Source organism: Pseudomonas sp. 8_5_2 (assembly GCF_059295255.1).
The window spans coordinates 4504933-4522720 of the sequence record NZ_CM181238.1 but is presented as its reverse complement, the minus strand read 5'-3'; the positions used below and the strand labels follow the sequence as shown (position 1 = coordinate 4522720).

Below are 17788 nucleotides of genomic sequence, written 5' to 3'. Positions count from 1 at the left end.
ATAATTTTGTCAGTTGTGGCGCGACCGCTGTTCGCCTAGGGTGAAGAGAGTGTCTTATCTTCTTCGTTGGCCACTGATGGAACCGTATTTGATAGGTGTGCCATTGAGTTTGTGTCGGTAAGCCACTGTGTGAAAATAGGGTGGTCTACATGTGTCGTTATCCGTGTTGGAGATTAGGGTGAGAGCCAATAAGCTCCGCATAAGTGTTAAGAAGTCTTCTTATACAATTTACGGTGGTGCATCAGAGTCGCACGCTTCACTCGGGTTTTCTGGTGAACGGCGAGATGTATTGAGTGATTCGTATCTGCTGGGCTTAGGGCGTAGGATTTACAGCCCGATATTGATGCGGTTTTATAGCCCTGACCCAAAAAGTCCCTTTGGTGCTGGAGGGTTGAACCTTTATGGTTATTGCTTGGGTGATCCGCTAAATCGCATTGACCCCACGGGGCAAAATAGTAGGGTGGTTCAGGCATCACCTAAGCGTTCTAATGTTTTGCACCAACTGCTGGGTCGCGAAATGCATGGGGGGCAGGTCAGTCATTCATTGAAATGGGTAGATCATTCAAATATGTCAGAATATCTATTAGGATTCAAAAAAAGTGAGCTCCCCAGTTTGTATCGCTACATGACGAAGGAGGCGCTTGCCGATCTGTTTTCAGGGCATCTCGCGCAGAGTGGGATCACAAGGTTAGATGCGTACTATTACGAAAATAATGTGAAATTTTGGAATCGGATGGCGGAACTTCTGAAAGCAGCGGGCTCCGGGGCTGTGGCGTCAGCTAAAGCCGAAATTGCGCAGAAGGGCCTCAAGACCCTAATAGCGTTGTTTGAAAGCAGGCTTGATTTTTTCGATGGTCGAGGCCTGTTGGATAAAAACGATCCGTCGCATGATGAGATTGTCACGATGATGAACTCCGTGCGTGTGTCAGGGGTGATTAGCTGACCGTATGGCGAGCAACTGAAACTTTTGCCAGTGGCCGTTTGCTGCTTCAGATGATACTAGTCTAGGAATGATTTATGTTTGACAGCGTTGGGTATGGTGATCCGATGCTTTTATGCTAAGGATCAGTTCAGGCAGGCGGAACGTGATAAATGTCATCGGATGTGTATTCGCGTATGCCATTTTTTGCTCCCGGCGCGCACTTGTATGAAAAGTGATGATCAATCGATTTTGGTTTATCAGGACTCAGCGGGTTCGGTGGCTACCCATTCATCCATCAAAACATGGGTGAATTATACGTATGCCCCTTATGGTTATTCTGAAGGTAAGACGGCGCATGATTCGCTGCTCCGATACACTGGGGAGCGATTCGACTCGTTGATTGATGGCTATTTTCTAGGCAGCGGAAGACGATTTTCAAGTGTGGTGAGGTCAGGTTTTTTGTCATATGACAGCCTCAGTCCCTTTGGTAGTGGCGGGGTCAATGGCTATAGCTACTGTGGTGGTGATCCGGTAAATTATACTGACCCGACTGGCAAAATTCGATTGCAAACCGGCACGTCGCGACCACTCAAGCGCACGTGGAGGGAGACGAAAAGGATGATTAATCAGTCCAGTCCAGCGGAGTTGATAACGCTAGTGCAAGATTCGCCGGATTATCTTCTGCATATCGAGGGGGCGGAAGCGTCAAATGTTCTAAATCATGTTTTGGCTTTGAGTCGTGATCCATTGGCCCCGGTGCCGAATGGTTTATTTGCCTCTTCCAATGAGATATTTCATGGTGTGCGTGAGCGACGACTCAAGGTTAATTCTAAACTCGACGCGTTTAGTCAGGCTCCGTCTCCTGAGGCGGCTGGGGAAATAGTTCAGCAACTTTATATCTTGAGGAATCAAGTTAAATTTGAAAGAGATCGTGCCCATCTCCGGCTGAAGTCGGTTGCCAGGCGGCTGATTGCCCCGATGCTTGAAGATATAAGCTCTTGGCGCCGACAGTAGGTGGTTTAGAACTCAACCCTTGTTCAAATCACGTCGCTGAAAATACGTAATTGCTCGCAAGGGGCTTCGGGCTGCTGTACTGCAGTGCGTCTCGCAGCCCGTCGTCTATCTCACTTGGACAAATACCGCATCCCTTCCTCCAACCCCTGCAAGGTCAGCGGATACATCTTGTCCTCGATCAAATCACGCACCAGGTGGGTGGAGGCGGTGTAGTCCCAGGCCTGTTTCGGATACGGGTTGATCCAGATGATTTTCCTGAATTTCTCCATGAACCGCTGGATCCACACATACCCGGCCTCTTCATTCCAGTGCTCCACGCTGCCACCCGGCTGGGTGATTTCGTACGGGGCCATGGCCGCATCGCCGACGAAGATCACTTTGTAGTCGTCGCCGTACTTGTGCAGCAGGTCGAACGTGGAATAGCGCTCCGAAGTGCGCCGCAGGTTGTTCTTCCACACCGACTCGTACACGCAGTTGTGGAAGTAGTAATACTCCAGGTGTTTGAACTCGGTCTTGCACGCCGAGAACAGCTCTTCGCAGACCTTGATGTGGGCGTCCATCGAGCCGCCGATGTCGAACAGCAACAGCAGCTTCACCGTGTTGCGCCGCTCGGGGCGCATCTGGATATTCAACAGCCCGGCGTCACGTGCGGTGTGGTCGATGGTGCCGTCGATGTCCAGCTCTTCTGCGGCGCCTTGCCGCGCGAACTTGCGCAGCCGGCGCAGGGCCAGCTTGATGTTGCGTGTGCCCAGCTCCACCTGGTCGTCCAGGTTCTTGTATTCGCGCTGGTCCCACACCTTCACCGCCTTGCCCTGGCGCTTGCCGGCCTCGCCCACGCGGATGCCCTCGGGGTTGAAGCCGCCCGAGCCGAACGGGCTGGTGCCGCCGGTGCCGATCCACTTGTTGCCGCCGGCGTGGCGCTCCTTCTGCTCTTCGAGGCGCTGCTTGAACGCCTCGATGAGCTTGTCCAGGCCGCCCAGCGACTGGATCTGCGCACGTTCCTCGTCGGTGAGCGAGCGTTCGAATTCCTTGCGCAGCCAGTCTTCGGGGATCAACGCCTCGATGTGCCGGTCGAGGTTTTCCAGGCCTTTGAAGTAAGCGGCAAACGCCCGGTCGAACTTGTCGAAGTGGCGCTCGTCCTTCACCAGGATGGCGCGGGCGAGGTAGTAGAACGCGTCCATGTCGGCGAACACCACGTGCTTTTCCAGGGCGTGGTGCAGGTCGAGCAGCTCGCGTACCGATACCGGCACCTTGGCTGCGCGCATTTCATTGAACAGGTTGAGCAGCATGGCCCGGCTCCTGTCAGCGGTTGCCGCGCCGGCTCATGAAGGCCAGGCGCTCGAGCAGTTGCACGTCCTGCTCGTTCTTCACCAGTGCCCCGGCCAGCGGCGGAATGGCCTTGGTCGGGTCGCGTTCACGGAGCACCGCTTCACCGATGTTGTCGGCCATCAGCAGCTTGAGCCAGTCGACCAGCTCGGAAGTGGACGGTTTTTTCTTCAGGCCCGGCACCTTGCGCACGTCGAAGAACACGTCCAGCGCCTCGCTGACCAGCGACTGGCTGATGTTCGGGTAGTGCACATCGACGATCTGCTGCAGGGTGGTGCGGTCGGGGAAGGCGATGTAATGGAAGAAGCAGCGGCGCAGGAAGGCGTCCGGCAGTTCCTTTTCGTTGTTGGAGGTAATGATGATGATCGGGCGCTGCCTGGCCTTGATGGTCTCGTCGATTTCGTAGACGTAGAACTCCATCTTGTCGAGTTCCTGCAACAGGTCGTTGGGGAACTCGATGTCGGCTTTGTCGATTTCGTCGATCAGCAGGATGACCCGCTCTTCGGCCTCGAAGGCCTCCCACAACTTGCCCTTTTTCAGGTAATTGCGCACATCGTGGACCTTGTCCACGCCCAGCTGCGAGTCACGCAGGCGGCTGACCGCATCGTACTCGTACAGGCCCTGGTGGGCCTTGGTGGTGGACTTGATATGCCAGGTAATCAGACGTGCGCCGAACGAGGCCGCCAGCTGTTCGGCGAGCATGGTCTTGCCGGTGCCGGGCTCGCCCTTGACCAGCAACGGGCGTTCGAGGGTGATGGCCGCGTTTACCGCCAGCTTCAGGTCGTCTGTGGCGACGTAGTCGCGGGTGCCTTCGAACTTCATGGATCTGTCCTCTGCGGTAAGCCTGTACTGGCCCTTTCGCGGGTAAACCGTCTCCGACAGGTAGTTGCGACCTCTGTGGGAGCGGGTTTACCCGCGAAAGGGCCAGTACAGGCAGCACATATTTTGATTTGTTACCGACTATAACGCGGGCTTGGGCGGCTGCAAACGCAGACCGGGTATTCAGTCCCTGAATGCTCCGTCACTTCCCATCAGTCAGACTTCGGTGCCGGCTGCTCATAGCGTGCATTGAACGCCTGGATAAAGCCGTTTCGCAGGATCTGCAAGAACGCCTCGAAAGCGCTGATGTCCTGCTTGTGCACGCTGCCGCTCAGCTCAACACGGGTAGCGAACTGGTTTTTCGGCTGGTTCTTCAACACGGTCTCGGTCGCGCCTACCACTGCTTCCCATACCGAGCGGAAAAAACCTTTGTCCTTCTCCTTCACATCCTGCTGCCAGTCGAATACATCGACATCGCGCAGCAGCGGCTTTATGTAGCCGTTCAGCCGGCCATTCTCGGCCTGGGCCTCGATGACCACGTCGCCATGCCCGGCATTGAAGTCGAATTTTCCGTAGGCGCTGGCGAAGTCGTTGAGCTTGCGCAGCTCGATGCCGGTGGCGCGCAAGCGGAACTCGAAGTCATCAAAATCGCTGAACGGGTCGAAGGTGGCACGGCTTTCCACCTTGGCATCGCCCGCGATCAACGCAGTACCGTCGAAGCTTGCGTCGCGTCGGCCTTTCTGATCGCGAACATTGGTCAGGTTGCGGATATTCGCTTGCAGCCGGGTCGCCTTGAGGTCCACCGGCGGTTTGGAGTTGAAATTGCGGAAGGTGAGGGTGCCATTTTCGATGTGCACTTCGTCGAGGGTGATAGGCAGCAACTTCTCCAGCTGCTGGCGCCAGTCGGTGCCCTGGCCGGTCTGCGAGGCCTGCTTGCTGCCACCGTCGACGAAATTCAGCTCGGGGCGGTCGAAGGTTACTTTGGCCACTACGGCCTTGTCGTAGATCAGCGAATGCCAGCTCACCGACAGGTCGATCAACGGTGCATCAAGAAACGGCACCGGCACCTTGCCGCTGGTCTTGACGATCTTCAGCCCGTTGATCTGGTACGCACCGCGCCACCAGGCCAGGTCCACATCGGCTACTTGGCCACGGTAGTCGCCCATGTCGGCCAGCTTGTCGTTCAGGTAGTCGCGTACCAGGTAGGGCAGGGCCAGCTGCAGGGCGACCAGCAGCACGACCAGGCTGGCCAGGCCGATCAGCGGCCAGCGATAACGGGCTCTCATCGGGGTGTCTCCAAGGCGGGATGTGCGGTTGACCGCAACCCACCGCGCGGAGTTCGAACAGGCTTTACGGGTCACCGGCCGGGGCTTACCCTTGGGGTCTTACCCTGCTTTTTTTCATGCCAAGGACCCCTGCCATGAGCCGTATCTTTGCAGACAACGCCCATTCCATCGGCAACACGCCGCTGGTGCAGATCAACCGCATCGCCCCGCGCGGCGTGACCATCCTGGCCAAGATCGAAGGGCGCAACCCGGGCTACTCGGTCAAATGCCGCATCGGCGCGAACATGGTCTGGGACGCCGAAAGCAACGGCAAGCTCAAGCCGGGCATGACCATCGTCGAGCCCACCTCGGGCAACACCGGCATCGGCCTGGCCTTCGTCGCCGCTGCCCGTGGCTACAAGCTGATGCTGACCATGCCCGCCTCGATGAGCCTGGAGCGTCGCAAGGTGCTGAAGGCGCTGGGCGCCGAACTGGTGCTGACCGACCCGGCCAAGGGCATGAAGGGCGCCATCGAGAAGGCCAATGAAATCGTCGCCTCCGACCCGGCCCAGTATTTCCTGCCTGGCCAGTTCGAGAACCCGGCCAACCCTGCGATCCACGAGAAGACCACCGGCCCGGAAATCTGGAACGACACCGACGGTGCGGTTGATGTGGTAGTGGCCGGTGTCGGCACCGGTGGCACCATTACCGGTGTTTCGCGCTACATCAAGCATACCCAGGGCAAGGCCATCACCTCGGTGGCCGTGGAGCCGGTGGCGTCGCCGCTGATTACCCAGACTCTGGCCGGTGAAGAGCTCAAGCCCAGCCCGCACAAGATCCAGGGCATCGGTGCCGGCTTCGTGCCGAAAAACCTCGACCTGTCGATTGTCGACCAGGTGGCGACGGTGACCGATGAAGAGTCCAAGGCCATGGCCATCCGCCTGATGCAGGAAGAGGGCATCCTTTGCGGTATTTCCTGTGGCGCGGCGATGGCGGCGGCCGTGCGCCTGGCCGAAAAACCGGAAATGCAGGGTAAGACCATCGTCGTAATTCTGCCTGATTCCGGCGAGCGCTATCTGTCGAGCATGCTCTTCAGCGACCTGTTCAGCGAGCAGGAAAACCAGCAGTAACCGGCGTTTCCGCTGATCCGGGGCAACATCCGGTGGCGGGCTTCATTGCAAAATCTTCATCAATGCGATCCCGCCGAGGTTGTTTTTACCTCGGCGGGATCGGTTTATGATGGCAGGATGATTTTTCTGGAGTGCCAGGCCGCGCAGCCCTGGCGCTTCCCCAAGGAGTGAAAGCATGACCTTTTCCTTTGCAGCCAAGGCGGGTGTCTTGCTGGTGTTCTTCGGCAGCGTGCTGTTCGTGCACCTGCGCGGCAAGGCCCGGCTGCCGGTGTTGCGCCAGTTCGTCAACCATTCAGCACTGTTTGCGCCGTACAACGCCTTGATGTACCTGTTTTCCGGCGTGCCGTCCAAACCGTACCTGGACCGCCAGCGTTTCCCCGAGCTGGACGTGCTGAAGGACAACTGGCAGGAAATCCGCGAAGAGGCCATGCGTCTGTTCGACGAGGGCTATATTCGCGCCGCCGAGAAGGACAACGACGCCGGCTTCGGTTCGTTCTTCAAGAAGGGCTGGAAGCGCTTTTACCTGAAGTGGTACGACAAACCGCTGCCGTCGGCAGAAGCGTTGTGCCCGCGCACTGTCGAGCTGGTCAGCAGCATCCCCAACGTCAAGGGCGCAATGTTCGCGCTGCTGCCCGGCGGCAGCCACCTGAACCCGCACCGCGACCCCTTCGCCGGCTCGCTGCGCTACCACCTGGGCCTGTCCACGCCCAACTCCGATGCCTGCCGCATCTATGTGGATGGCGAGGAATATGCCTGGCGTGATGGCGAAGACGTGATGTTCGACGAAACCTACGTGCACTGGGTGAAGAACGAGACCGACGTTACCCGGGTGATCCTGTTCTGCGACATCGAACGCCCGCTGAGCAGCCCGCTGATGTCCCGCATCAACCGCCAGGTGAGTGCCTTCCTCGGCCGCGCCACCGCGCCGCAGAATACCGACGACGAGCGCGTTGGCGGGATCAACCAGGCTTATGCCTGGAGCAAGCGCTTCAGCAACCGCATCAGCGGCCGTGTGAAGACGTTCAAGCGCGCCAACCCCAAGGCCTACCGCATCCTGCGGCCGGTGCTGGCGGTGGTGGTGGCGTATCTGTTGTATCGCTGGTTGTTCTGATTACAGGTTGTTCACGGCGCCTGTGGCGCAGCATGGCCAGCTTGTCCAGTTGGAGCCTGTACACACGATGCGAAGGCAATGGTGCTTCGTGAGTTGCTGCTTTATAGGAAATTATAGAGCGACTATAGAGCGACTATAGGCCGGTCAAAAAGGGCCGCTCAGCGGCTAATCAATCAGTCAAGGCTATGGGGCTGCGTAGCAGCCCCAATTGCTTGACTGACTGGCATTTCACTCAGCGGCCCTTTGCTGAGTTACGCCGGTTCGAGTGCCTCCACCACCTTCCCACGGCTAAGGTGCACCACCTTGTCCGCCGTATCGAAGTACCGGTCATCGTGCGAGATCACGATGATGGTCTTGCCCAACCGCTTCAGGTCCGGCAGCAGCTCGGTGTAGAACACCCTGCGGAACGTCGGGTCCTGGTCCGCTGCCCATTCGTCGAACACCAGCACCGGTCGCCCGTCGAGCCAGGCATTTACCAGCGCCAGGCGCTTGCGCTGCCCGGTCGACAGGTCGGTGGTGGTGAAGGCACCGTCGCGCACGCTGACCTTGTGCGCAATCTCCAGCCGCTCCAGATAACGCGTGGCGTCCTCGGGCAGGCTGTGCTCGTGTTCTGGCAGGTCGTCGAACAGGTAGTAATCGGCAAACACGGTGGTGAACAGCTGCCGGTAGTCATCCAGCCCCTCTGGGCCGACGGCCTTGCCGTTCAGGCGCACCTCACCGCGTTGCGGGGTGTACAGGCCTAGCAGCAGCTTGATCAGCGAAGTCTTGCCGCAACCGTTTTCACCGACGATGAACAGGATCTCGCCCGGCTCGATGCTCAGGTTCACCGGCCCCACGCGGAACGGTTCTTTACCGTCTACCGGCGGGTAGGCGTACTCGACGTCGTGCAACTCCAGGTGCGCGGTGGCGGCAGTGGCACGCTTGACCGGCGGCTCCAGCAGCAGGTGCGGCTCGGGGGAGGAGAAGCGCTCGGACAGATCAGCGATACGGCGGAACGCGATTTGCGCGCGACCGAGAATCGGCAGGTTGCCAATCAGCGTTTCCAGCGGGCCTTTCATGTACAGCAGCACCAGCACGAAGCCGCTCATCACCGCCGGGTCATTGCTCGGCCACAGCGATTGCAGCGCCAATGTCAGGCCGATGACCACGAAAAACAACATCGACCCCAGGCTCTTGGCCGCAACGAAGATGTTGATGGCACGGATATGGGTGTTGGCGATGAAGTCGGCGGTGCCCTGGATATTGCGCGTCAGCATGGCGTGGCGACGGCGGCGGTCGATGCGCAGCTCCTTGGCGCCTTGGGCGATGGCCGAGTAGTGCTTCTGCAGGTTGTCCTCGGCATCGCGGGCAGCGTTGAAGCCGGCCACGCCCTTTTGCCGGGCGATGTACTGCACGCCGCTGCCGATACCGATGGCCACCAGAGTGATGAGGAAGATCGGCCACGACAGGTAGGCCAGGTAGGCCAGGCAACCCAGTACGGTGGTGAGCGAGATGGCCAGCGGGGCGAAGGCGAAGGCGAAGTCGCTGATGGTGTCGACGTCACGGGTCAGCACCGGGATCAGACGGTGCGTGCGGTAGCGCTCGATCTGCTCGATGGGCGCCGACAGCACTTTGGCCCCCAGGTCTTTGCGCAGCCTGGCGATGACTTTCTGGCCGACATAGTTGGTGCCGCTGTCAGCGGCCACGCTGCTGACCAGCGCCAGTACGCACAGGCCGGCAAACGCCAGGATCACGCCCTGGCTCATGCCGCCGGCCGCATGCAGGCCCTGGTTGACGGTGGCTAGCAGGGCGGTGACGGCCAGGCCACCGACCATGCCCAGCACAACCGAGACGATCACCGCCGGGCGGTAGGGTTTGAGCAGGCCCAGCAATTCGCGGATGGCCCCGGGGGAGGAGGTTTTCATGAAGGGTAATCTCGCTGGTGGAGTGGGGGCGGGGTCAGCTGCCGAGGGTCAGGCTGCCCTTCATCAAGGTGCTGTGGAACGGGAACGAGCAGTAGAAGCTGTAATCGGTACCGGCCTTCAGCGACCGGGTATCGAGGCTGACGCTGTCTTTTTCGCCGCCGCCGATCAAACGGGTGTGGGCGATGACCCGGGTGTCGCCGGGTTTCACATAGTCCTGCGCCTCGCCGGCCTTCTGGCCGTCGTCCAGCACGCCCTGCATGTCGGCCTGGGTGCTCAGTACCCAGTTGTGGCCCATCACGTTCTTCGGCATGTCGCCGGGGTGGGTGAGGGTGACGGTGAACGAGGTGCAGGCCTTGGGCACGGTGATGGTGGCCGTGTCGAAGGTCATCTGGTCGGTGCCGTTGATTTCCACGGCGCATTGCTCTGCCGACCAGGCGGCGGGGGCCGTGGCGAGCAGGGCGAGGAGCAGGAGCTGGCGAGTCATGTACGGTTCCTGGGCGATAAAAGGGTGCACATCGTTCAGACGAACCGGCGCGCGCTGGCTTTACCTGTGTGTGCGGCCTTGGTGAATTTCCCGCAGGCCCGCTCGTTCATCTAGTCAGGCGCCGCAATGGCGCACATCCCGATTTCGCCGCCAACGCGGCCCTGGCTTGAGGTGACCGTCATGAGTGAACTGCTGAGCTTTGCGATCGAACCCCTGGACGCCGCGCGCGGCAACCTGCCGCTGCTGGTACGCGCGCCGGAACCGGGTATCGACCTGCTGGACGCCTTTGCAGCGTTACAGCCGCTGGTGGACCGGCATCTGTTGCAAGCGGGCGGCATTCTGTTCCGCGGGTTCGAGGTTGGCGGCCCCGAAGCCTTCCGCCAATTCGCCGCGTCGTTTGGCCACCCGCTGCTCAACTACGAGTTCGGCTCTACCCCGCGCAGCAACGTGACCAAAGGCGTGTACACCTCCACCGAGTACCCGGCGCACCAGAGCATCCCGTTGCACAACGAGCAGGCCTATACCCTGGAATGGCCGATGAAGATCTGGTTCTACAGCGTGACCCCTGCCGAGACCGGTGGCGAAACGCCGATTGCCGACAGCCGCGAGGTATACCGGCGCATGCCGTCGCGTATTCGTGAGCGCCTGGTGGAAAAGGGGTTGATGTACGTACGCAACTACGGCAACGGCCTGGATGTGGAATGGTCCCAGGTGTTCAACACCGACGACCCGCGCCAGGTCGAGGCGTACTGCCGGGCGCATGCCATCGAGTGCATCTGGAAGGGTGACGGCGAACTGCGCACCCGCCAGCGCTGCCAGGTGGTAGCGCGCCACCCGGTGACAGGGGATGACGTATGGTTCAACCAGGCGCACCTGTTCCATGTATCGAACCTGCAGCCAGAGGTGCGTGAGTCGCTGCTGGATATCGTGGAGGAAGAGGACCTGCCGCGTAACGTGTATTACGGCGATGGGACGACCATCGAAGATTCGTTGCTCGATGAAGTGCGCGGGGTGCTGGATGAATGCACCATCCGCTTCCCGTGGCTGGCGAACGATGTGCTGATGCTCGACAACATGCTGGCAGCGCATGCGCGGTCGCCGTTTACCGGCAAGCGCAAGGTGGTGGTGGCGATGGCGCAGGGGCATAGTGAGGTGTTGGGCTGACAGGTGCTTGCCGCAAGATGTGCAGCGCCTGTGAGATCGAGCGCCGCCCGCGCGGCGCTCGATCTCACAGGCGCTGAACCTGCCATGGCGAACACCTTTCAGCCCCGCAGCCCTCCACTAAATAACCCCCCTACCCCTTCGTCTGACAGTTACCGCTCGACTGCCAGGACTCCGCTCGACATGAATGCCGACCAAACGCTCAAGCTCGCCCGCCGCTTCATCGAACTCAGCCCCGACAAGCGCCGTCTGTTCCTCAAGGCGCTGCAGGGCGAGGGCATGGACTTCTCCGTGCTGCCGATTGCACCCGGCGTGGACGTGGCCGAGCGTAACCAGCTGTCGTACGCCCAGCGGCGCATGTGGTTCCTCTGGCAGCTCGACCCGCAGGGCGCGGCCTACAACTTGCCCATGGCCGTGCGCCTGCATGGCCCGCTGGACCTGGCGGCGCTGCAGCACGCCTTCGATGCGCTGGTGGCCCGCCACGAAACCCTGCGCACCCGCTTTGTTGCCGACGGCGATGATGTACGCCAGCAAGTAGACGCCAACGCCGCGCCCCTGCAGCTGCGCCAGGACGCCCTCACAGAGCTGGACGAGAACGCCCGCCAGGCCGCCATCGAAACCATCGCCGAAGCCGAGGCGCTGGCCCCCTTCGACCTGGCCAGCGGCCCGCTGCTGCGCGTGCGCCTGCTGCAACTGGCCGCGCAGGAACACGTCCTGTTGCTGACCCTGCACCACATCGTCGCCGACGGTTGGTCGATGAACGTGCTGATCGACGAATTCCTGTGCCTGTATGACGCTGCTGTGGCGGGCACTGAAGCCACCCTCGACGCGCTGCCGATCCAGTACCGCGACTTCGCCCTGTGGCAGCGCAGCTGGCTTGAGGCGGGCGAGCAGGAGCGCCAGCTGGCCTACTGGCAGGCACGCCTGGGCGACGACCATTCGCCGCTCGAGCTGCCACTGGACCGCACCCGCCAGGGCCGCCCCAGCTACCGCGGCGCTCGCCACGAATTCCCCATCGCCACGGACGTCACCGAGCGCTTGCGCGGCCTGGCACGCAAGCACAATGTCACCCTCTTCATGGTCCTGCTCGCCGCTTTCAAGCTGCTGTTGCAGCGCTACAGCGGTCAGGCTGCGATCCGCGTCGGTGTACCGATCGCCAACCGCAACCGTGCCGAGGGCCAGGGCCTGATCGGCTGCTTCATCAATACCCAGGTGCTGCACACCGAAATCGACCCGCTGCTGGACATCGCCGGTTTGCTGCAGCGCGTGCGTGAAACCGCCGTGGGCGCGCAAAGCCATCAGGACCTGCCATTCGAACAGCTGGTCGAGGCCCTGGATTTGCCGCGCAGCAGCGAAAGCCCGCTGTTCCGCGTGCTGTTCAACCACCAGGCGCAGGTGGCGGATGTGCAGGCCATCGAGACCCGCTCCGGCCTGCGCCTGGCGCCGATCGCACTGGAAAAGCACAGCGCCCGCTTCGACCTGGCGCTGGATACCCACGAGCGCGGCGGTCAGCTGCAGGCGGCCTTCACCTACGCGACTGACGTGTTCGATGCGGCCACCATCGAAACGCTCGGCGAACAGTGGCTGGCCCTGGTGCAGGCGCTGGCCGCTGAAACCGCTGGCGCAGTAGGTGAGCTTGCACTCCCGCGCCTGGCTACGGCCACCGGAGTGACAGACCCGGCCGATGATGCGCCGCTGGTGCACCAGCGGTTTGCCGCTGCGGCTCGCCGTCATCCCGAACGCACCGCAGTGATGGCCGCAGGGGAGCAGGCCAGCTTTGCCGAACTCGATGCCCGTGCCGAAGCCATCGCCAACCGCCTGGTCGAAGCCGGGGTTGGCCCGGACAGGCTGGTCGGCGTGCTGGCCGACCGCAGCGTCAGCATGCTCGCCAGTATCCTGGGTGTGCTCAAGGCCGGTGGCGCCTACTTGCCGCTGGAGCCTGAACAACCGGCTGAGCGCTTGGCCTACATGCTTGCCGACAGTGGCACGCGTGTGCTGCTGGCACCTGGAAACTGGCAGGCCGAGTTGCCCGCCAACGTACAGCGCCTGGACTGGGCGCAAGGCGGCACTGGCAGCCCCGCACGAACCGCCCCGGCCGCGGCCAACCTGGCGTACGTGATCTACACCTCCGGCACCACCGGCCAACCCAAAGGCGTGGCGATCAGCCATGGCGCCCTGGCCAACTATGTCGATGGCATCACCGCGCGCCTGCCGGTAGAGCGCATCCGCAGCATGGCCCAGGTCTCGACCCCGGCTGCCGACCTGGGCCACACCATGCTGTTCGGCGCCCTGTGTGGCGGCCACACGCTGCATGTGCTGCTGCGCGAACAGGTACTGGATGCCGAAGGCTTCGCCGCCTACCTGGCCGAGCACCAGGTGGATGCACTGAAGATCGTGCCGTCGCACCTGGAGGCGATGCTGGTGGCGGGGCGCGCGGCGTTGCCGGGCCAGTGCCTGGTGCTCGGCGGCGAGGGCGTCAGCCCAGGCCTGCTGGGCAAGATCCGCCAGCTTGCACCGGCACTCAAGGTGCTCAACCACTACGGCCCGACCGAGACCACCGTTGGTGTGCTGGTTGCCGAACTGCACGACCAGACCAGCCTCGGCCAGCCGCTGGCCAACACCTGCGTAGCGGTGCTCGACCGCTGCCTGCAGCCGCTGCCGGCCAAGGCCAAGGGCGAGCTGTACATCGGTGGCGCCGGGCTGGCCCGCGGCTACCTGAACCGCCCGGCGCTCACCGCTGAGCGTTTTGTCCCCGACCCGAACGGTGGCCATGGCCAGCGCCTGTACCGCAGCGGTGACTGGGTGCGCCAAGGCAGCGACTTGCAGTTTGCCGGGCGCATGGATGGCCAGGTGAAAATCCGTGGCTACCGCGTCGAGCTGGCAGAAATCGAAAACCAGTTGCGCGCACTGGACGGCGTTGCCAACGCGCTGGTCCGCGTGCATGGCCAGGCACCGCAGCTGCAACTGGCCGCCTGGCTGGTGCCCAGCCAGTTGCCGAGCGACAGCCTGGCCTGGCAGGCGTCGATCCGCACCCGCCTCAAAGGCCTGCTGCCCGAGCACATGCTGCCGACCCACCTGATGGTGCTGGCGCAGCTGCCGGTCACGGTCAACGGCAAGGTCGACATCAAGGCCCTGCCGGAACCGGTCGCCAGCCAAGTGGCCTACCAGGCGCCGCAGACCCCGCTGCAAACGCAACTGGCGCAGATCTGGGCCCAGGTGCTGCAAGTGCCGCAGGTGGGCCTGAGCGACAACTTCTTCGCCCTTGGCGGCCACTCGCTGCTGGCCACCCAGGCGGTATCCCGAGTGCGCAAGCAACTGGGCCTGGACGTCCACTTGCGCACCCTGTTCGACACCGTCGACCTGCAGGCTTTCGCCCAGGCGGTGGCCGACGCCGAGCAGGGCACGGGCCTGGACATCGAAATCCTCGACCGCCAGCAGCCGCTGCCGGTGTCCCGTTCGCAGAACCGCCAGTGGCTGTTCTGGAAGCTCAACCCGCAAAGCCTGGCCTACAACACGCCGATGGCTGTGCGCATGCAGGGCAACCTCGATAGTGACGCGGTGCAAGCGGCGCTGGACGCACTGATTGCGCGCCACGAGTCACTGCGCACGGTGTTCGTCGAAGCCGACGGCCTGCCTTGGCAGCGCATCCTGCCGGCCGCCACGGTGCCGATCGGTTTCGAAGACCTCAGCGGCCAGGACCACGCCGCGCAAATGCGCAAGCTGGAAGCCGAAGCCTTCGTGCCGTTCGACCTGGAGCACGGTCCGCTGCTGCGTGCGCGGCTGTTCAAGGTGCACGCCCAGGAGCACCTGCTGTCGCTGACCCTGCACCATATCGTTTCCGACGGTTGGTCGATGAGCCTGCTGGTGCGCGAGTTCGCCGCCGCCTATAACGCGGCAGCCACCGGCCAGGCCCACGCCATCGAACCGCTGCCCGTGCAGTACGCCGACTTCGCCGCCTGGCAGCGCAAATGGCTGGCCGAGGGGCAGATGCAGGCGCAGATCGATTACTGGAAGGCGCGCCTGGAAGACGACTTCGAAGTGCTCGAATTGCCCGCCGACCGCATTCGCCCGCAGGTCAAGAGCTACCAGGGCAGCCGCTTCGACGTGCGCCTGCCGCTGGCCCTCACCGAGCGCCTGCGGGCGCTGGCGGTGGCATCCAACGCCACCTTGTTCCATGTGTTCCTGGCGGCCTACGCCATCGTGCTGTCGCGCTACAGCCGCAAGGGCACGTTGAACATCGGCGTACCGGTCACCAACCGCAACCGCCTGGAGCTGGAAGGGCTGATCGGCTTCTTCATCAACGTGGTGGTAGCCCGTATCGGCGTCGATGGCAGCCAGCCGTTCGCCCAGCTGCTGGCGGCGATCAAGGAAACCACGCTGCAGGCCCAGGCCAACAAGGATGTGCCGTTTCTGGAGGTGGCCGAGGCGCTGTACCCGGACCGCGACCAGGGCGTGAACCCGTTCTTCCAGGTGCTGTACAACCACCTGCGCGACCTGGGCGAGCAGGTGTCAGGCGATGCCCTGCACGGGCTGCAGGTCAAGGAAGTGGACCTGCTGGAGCCCGGCGCGCAGTACGACATCTCGCTCAATACCCTGGAGCGTTCCGATGGCGTGACCGCTTCGTTCAACTACTCCACCGACCTGTTCGACGCCCCGCGCATCGAGCGCATGGCCGGGCACTGGCAAGCGCTGCTCGAGGCCATCTGCGCCGAGCCGCAGCGCTGCATCGCCGAGCTGGATTTCCTCAGCGGCGAAGAGCGCCAGCAACTGACCCATGGCTGGAACCCCGCAGCGCAGCAAGGCAGCGGCCTGTGCGCGCACCAGTTGCTGCAGCGTCAGGCCGGTGAGCGGCCGGACGCGCTCGCGCTGATCTTCGACGACCAGCAGATGACCTACGCCGAGCTCGACCGTGCCAGCAACCAGCTGGCGCACCGCCTGCGTGCATTGGGTGTGGGGCCGGATCGCCTGGTCGGCGTGGCCGTGGAGCGTGGCCTGGGCATGGCCCTGGCATTGATCGCCATTCACAAGGCTGGCGGCGCCTACGTGCCGCTGGACCCGGACTACCCGCAAGAGCGCCTGGCCTACATGGTCGAGGACAGCGGCATCAGCCTGCTGCTGGCGGATGCGCCTTCGCGCGAGCGCTTGCAACTGGGCAAGCAGCTACCTTGCGTGGTGCTGGAACCGGGCACCGAATGGCTGCAGGCCTGGCCCTGCGAACCCCTGGCCAACCTGGCGGCGCTGCACAACCTGGCCTACGTGATCTACACCTCCGGCTCCACCGGCATGCCCAAGGGCGTGGCCATCGACCACCATGCCTTGTCGCTGTTCTGCCAGGTGGCCGGCGATTATTCGCGCCTGAGCCCGGACGACCGCGTGCTGCAGTTCGCCACCTTCAGTTTCGACGGTTTCATCGAGCAGTTCTTCCCGCCGCTGGCCCAGGGCGCCTGCGTGGTGCTGCGTGACCTGCGGCTGTGGGACACCACCACGCTGCTGGACGAGATCAACCGCCACGGGGTGACCGTGGCCGACCTGCCGGCGGCCTACTGGCGCCTGCTGGCGCTGGAGCGCCGCGCCCCGCAAGCCTATGGCCGGCTGAAGCAGATTCATGTCGGTGGTGAAGCGGTAGCGGAAGACGCCCTGCGTGCCTGGCTGGCCGATGGCCCGCCAGCGGTGCGCCTGCTGAATACCTATGGCCCGACCGAAGCCACGGTGGTTGCCACCACCTACGACTGCTCGCAGATGACCCTGGAGCAGATCAGCCAGGGCGGCGTGCCCATCGGCCGCGCGTTGCCAGGCCGCAGCCTGCATGCGCTGGACGAAGGCCTGGCGCCGACCCCGGTTGGCGTACCTGGCGAGCTGTTCATCGGCGGGGCAGGGTGCCTGGCGCGCGGCTATCACCAGCGGCCGTCGCTTACCGCCGAACGCTTCGTCCCCGACCCGTTCGACACGGTTGGCGGTGGTCGGCTGTACCGCACCGGCGACCTCGGTTACTACGACGCAAACGGCCAGCTGGCTTATCGCGGGCGTGTCGACCACCAGGTGAAAGTGCGCGGGTTCCGCATTGAACTGGGCGAGATCGAGCAGTACCTGCGGGCGCACCCGGACGTGCGCGAAGCCACGGTACTGGCCATCGACCTGCCCGGCGGCAAGCAGCTGTGCGCCTATGCCGTGCCAGCCGAAGGCCACAGCGGTGACCTGCGCCTGACGCTGAAGCAGTACCTCAAGGCCAGCCTGCCGGACTACATGATCCCGACCTACCTGGTGACCCTGCCGGACATGCCGCTGACGCCCAGCGGCAAGCTCGACCGCAAGGCCCTGCCATTGCCCGACCCGAACCAGCCGCAGCACGACTACCAGGCGCCGCAAAGCGAGCGCCAACAACAGCTGGCGAATATCTGGGCGCAGCTGTTGAACGTGGCCCGGGTCGGTCTGAGCGACAACTTCTTCGAGCTGGGCGGCCACTCCTTGCTGGCGGCCCAGGCGGTGTCGCGGATCAACGTCGAGCTGGGTCTGGATGTCCCGCTGCGGCTGATCTTCACCCACCCCGAGCTGCGCGCCTTCGCCCAGGCGCTGGAGGAACAGGCGCTGTCACTGAGTGACGACGGCCTGAGCGATATCGAAAAAATGATGAACGAATTCACAGAGGCCTGAC

Annotated in this window: 12 protein-coding genes; 6 read left to right on the top strand and 6 right to left on the bottom strand. The window is 62.7% G+C overall.

The window, feature by feature from the left end:
- Window positions 1–151 precede the first annotated feature (151 nt).
- Window positions 152–943 carry an RHS repeat-associated core domain-containing protein gene (locus AC5O5R_RS20655; RefSeq protein WP_494514718.1) on the top strand — a complete coding sequence of 264 codons (792 nt, stop codon included), beginning with the start codon at window positions 152–154 and terminating at the stop codon, window positions 941–943.
- A gap of 204 nt (window positions 944–1147) precedes the next feature.
- Window positions 1148–1936 (top strand): RHS repeat-associated core domain-containing protein, encoded by a 789-nt coding sequence (locus tag AC5O5R_RS20650; RefSeq protein ID WP_172285697.1) that lies wholly within the window; start codon window positions 1148–1150, stop codon window positions 1934–1936.
- 110 nt (window positions 1937–2046) lie between these two features.
- Here the strand turns inward: AC5O5R_RS20650 and AC5O5R_RS20645 are convergent, their stop codons facing one another.
- The 3 genes from AC5O5R_RS20645 to AC5O5R_RS20635 form a co-directional block, all read right to left on the bottom strand.
- Window positions 2047–3225: a vWA domain-containing protein gene (locus AC5O5R_RS20645; protein WP_172285698.1), complete on the bottom strand. Its 1179-nt coding sequence runs from the start codon at window positions 3223–3225 to the stop codon at window positions 2047–2049.
- Between the two features lie 13 nt (window positions 3226–3238).
- Complete coding sequence (locus tag AC5O5R_RS20640) at window positions 3239–4084, bottom strand: AAA family ATPase (protein WP_013973748.1); 846 nt, start codon at window positions 4082–4084, stop codon at window positions 3239–3241.
- Window positions 4085–4293: 209 nt separating this feature from the next.
- The gene (locus tag AC5O5R_RS20635) at window positions 4294–5367 is read right to left on the bottom strand and encodes a DUF748 domain-containing protein (protein ID WP_172228909.1); all 1074 of its coding nucleotides are present in this window, start codon (window positions 5365–5367) and stop codon (window positions 4294–4296) included.
- Between the two features lie 134 nt (window positions 5368–5501).
- On the opposite strand from AC5O5R_RS20635, the gene cysK reads away from it, so the two are divergent.
- Window positions 5502–6476, top strand: a complete 975-nt coding sequence (gene cysK, locus AC5O5R_RS20630; RefSeq protein WP_172228907.1) for a cysteine synthase A — start codon at window positions 5502–5504, stop codon at window positions 6474–6476.
- 42 nt (window positions 6477–6518) lie between these two features.
- Here cysK and AC5O5R_RS20625 read toward each other — a convergent pair whose 3' ends face one another.
- The gene (locus tag AC5O5R_RS20625) at window positions 6519–6653 is read right to left on the bottom strand and encodes a hypothetical protein (RefSeq protein WP_256676262.1); all 135 of its coding nucleotides are present in this window, start codon (window positions 6651–6653) and stop codon (window positions 6519–6521) included.
- Here AC5O5R_RS20625 and AC5O5R_RS20620 point away from each other — a divergent pair.
- Window positions 6652–7587 (top strand): aspartyl/asparaginyl beta-hydroxylase domain-containing protein, encoded by a 936-nt coding sequence (locus tag AC5O5R_RS20620; protein ID WP_172228905.1) that lies wholly within the window; start codon window positions 6652–6654, stop codon window positions 7585–7587. The genes AC5O5R_RS20625 and AC5O5R_RS20620 overlap by 2 nt on opposite strands.
- 251 nt (window positions 7588–7838) lie before the next feature.
- Here the strand turns inward: AC5O5R_RS20620 and AC5O5R_RS20615 are convergent, their stop codons facing one another.
- On the bottom strand, window positions 7839–9491 hold the full coding sequence (locus AC5O5R_RS20615) for a cyclic peptide export ABC transporter (RefSeq protein ID WP_172228903.1): 1653 nt from the start codon (window positions 9489–9491) through the stop codon (window positions 7839–7841).
- A gap of 34 nt (window positions 9492–9525) precedes the next feature.
- Window positions 9526–9975 (bottom strand): azurin, encoded by a 450-nt coding sequence (azu, locus tag AC5O5R_RS20610; RefSeq protein ID WP_172228901.1) that lies wholly within the window; start codon window positions 9973–9975, stop codon window positions 9526–9528.
- Window positions 9976–10155: 180 nt separating this feature from the next.
- Here azu and AC5O5R_RS20605 point away from each other — a divergent pair, with 180 nt between their 5' ends.
- Together AC5O5R_RS20605 and AC5O5R_RS20600 are read left to right on the top strand one after the other, a co-directional pair.
- Window positions 10156–11139 carry a TauD/TfdA family dioxygenase gene (locus tag AC5O5R_RS20605; RefSeq protein ID WP_494514717.1) on the top strand — a complete coding sequence of 328 codons (984 nt, stop codon included), beginning with the start codon at window positions 10156–10158 and terminating at the stop codon, window positions 11137–11139.
- 180 nt (window positions 11140–11319) lie between these two features.
- Window positions 11320–17787 carry an amino acid adenylation domain-containing protein gene (locus tag AC5O5R_RS20600; protein ID WP_494514716.1) on the top strand — a complete coding sequence of 2156 codons (6468 nt, stop codon included), beginning with the start codon at window positions 11320–11322 and terminating at the stop codon, window positions 17785–17787.
- The last annotated feature ends 1 nt before the right edge of the window (window position 17788 follow it).

Coding starts and splice junctions, on each gene's coding strand:
- AC5O5R_RS20650 (WP_172285697.1), top strand. CDS start 1,148: ATGAAAAGTGATGATCAATCGATTTTGGTTTATCAGGACTCAGCGGGT.
- AC5O5R_RS20645 (WP_172285698.1), bottom strand. CDS start 3,225: ATGCTGCTCAACCTGTTCAATGAAATGCGCGCAGCCAAGGTGCCGGTA.
- AC5O5R_RS20640 (WP_013973748.1), bottom strand. CDS start 4,084: ATGAAGTTCGAAGGCACCCGCGACTACGTCGCCACAGACGACCTGAAG.
- AC5O5R_RS20635 (WP_172228909.1), bottom strand. CDS start 5,367: ATGAGAGCCCGTTATCGCTGGCCGCTGATCGGCCTGGCCAGCCTGGTC.
- cysK (WP_172228907.1), top strand. CDS start 5,502: ATGAGCCGTATCTTTGCAGACAACGCCCATTCCATCGGCAACACGCCG.
- AC5O5R_RS20620 (WP_172228905.1), top strand. CDS start 6,652: ATGACCTTTTCCTTTGCAGCCAAGGCGGGTGTCTTGCTGGTGTTCTTC.
- AC5O5R_RS20625 (WP_256676262.1), bottom strand. CDS start 6,653: ATGCTTTCACTCCTTGGGGAAGCGCCAGGGCTGCGCGGCCTGGCACTC.
- AC5O5R_RS20615 (WP_172228903.1), bottom strand. CDS start 9,491: ATGAAAACCTCCTCCCCCGGGGCCATCCGCGAATTGCTGGGCCTGCTC.
- azu (WP_172228901.1), bottom strand. CDS start 9,975: ATGACTCGCCAGCTCCTGCTCCTCGCCCTGCTCGCCACGGCCCCCGCC.
- AC5O5R_RS20605 (WP_494514717.1), top strand. CDS start 10,156: ATGAGTGAACTGCTGAGCTTTGCGATCGAACCCCTGGACGCCGCGCGC.
- AC5O5R_RS20600 (WP_494514716.1), top strand. CDS start 11,320: ATGAATGCCGACCAAACGCTCAAGCTCGCCCGCCGCTTCATCGAACTC.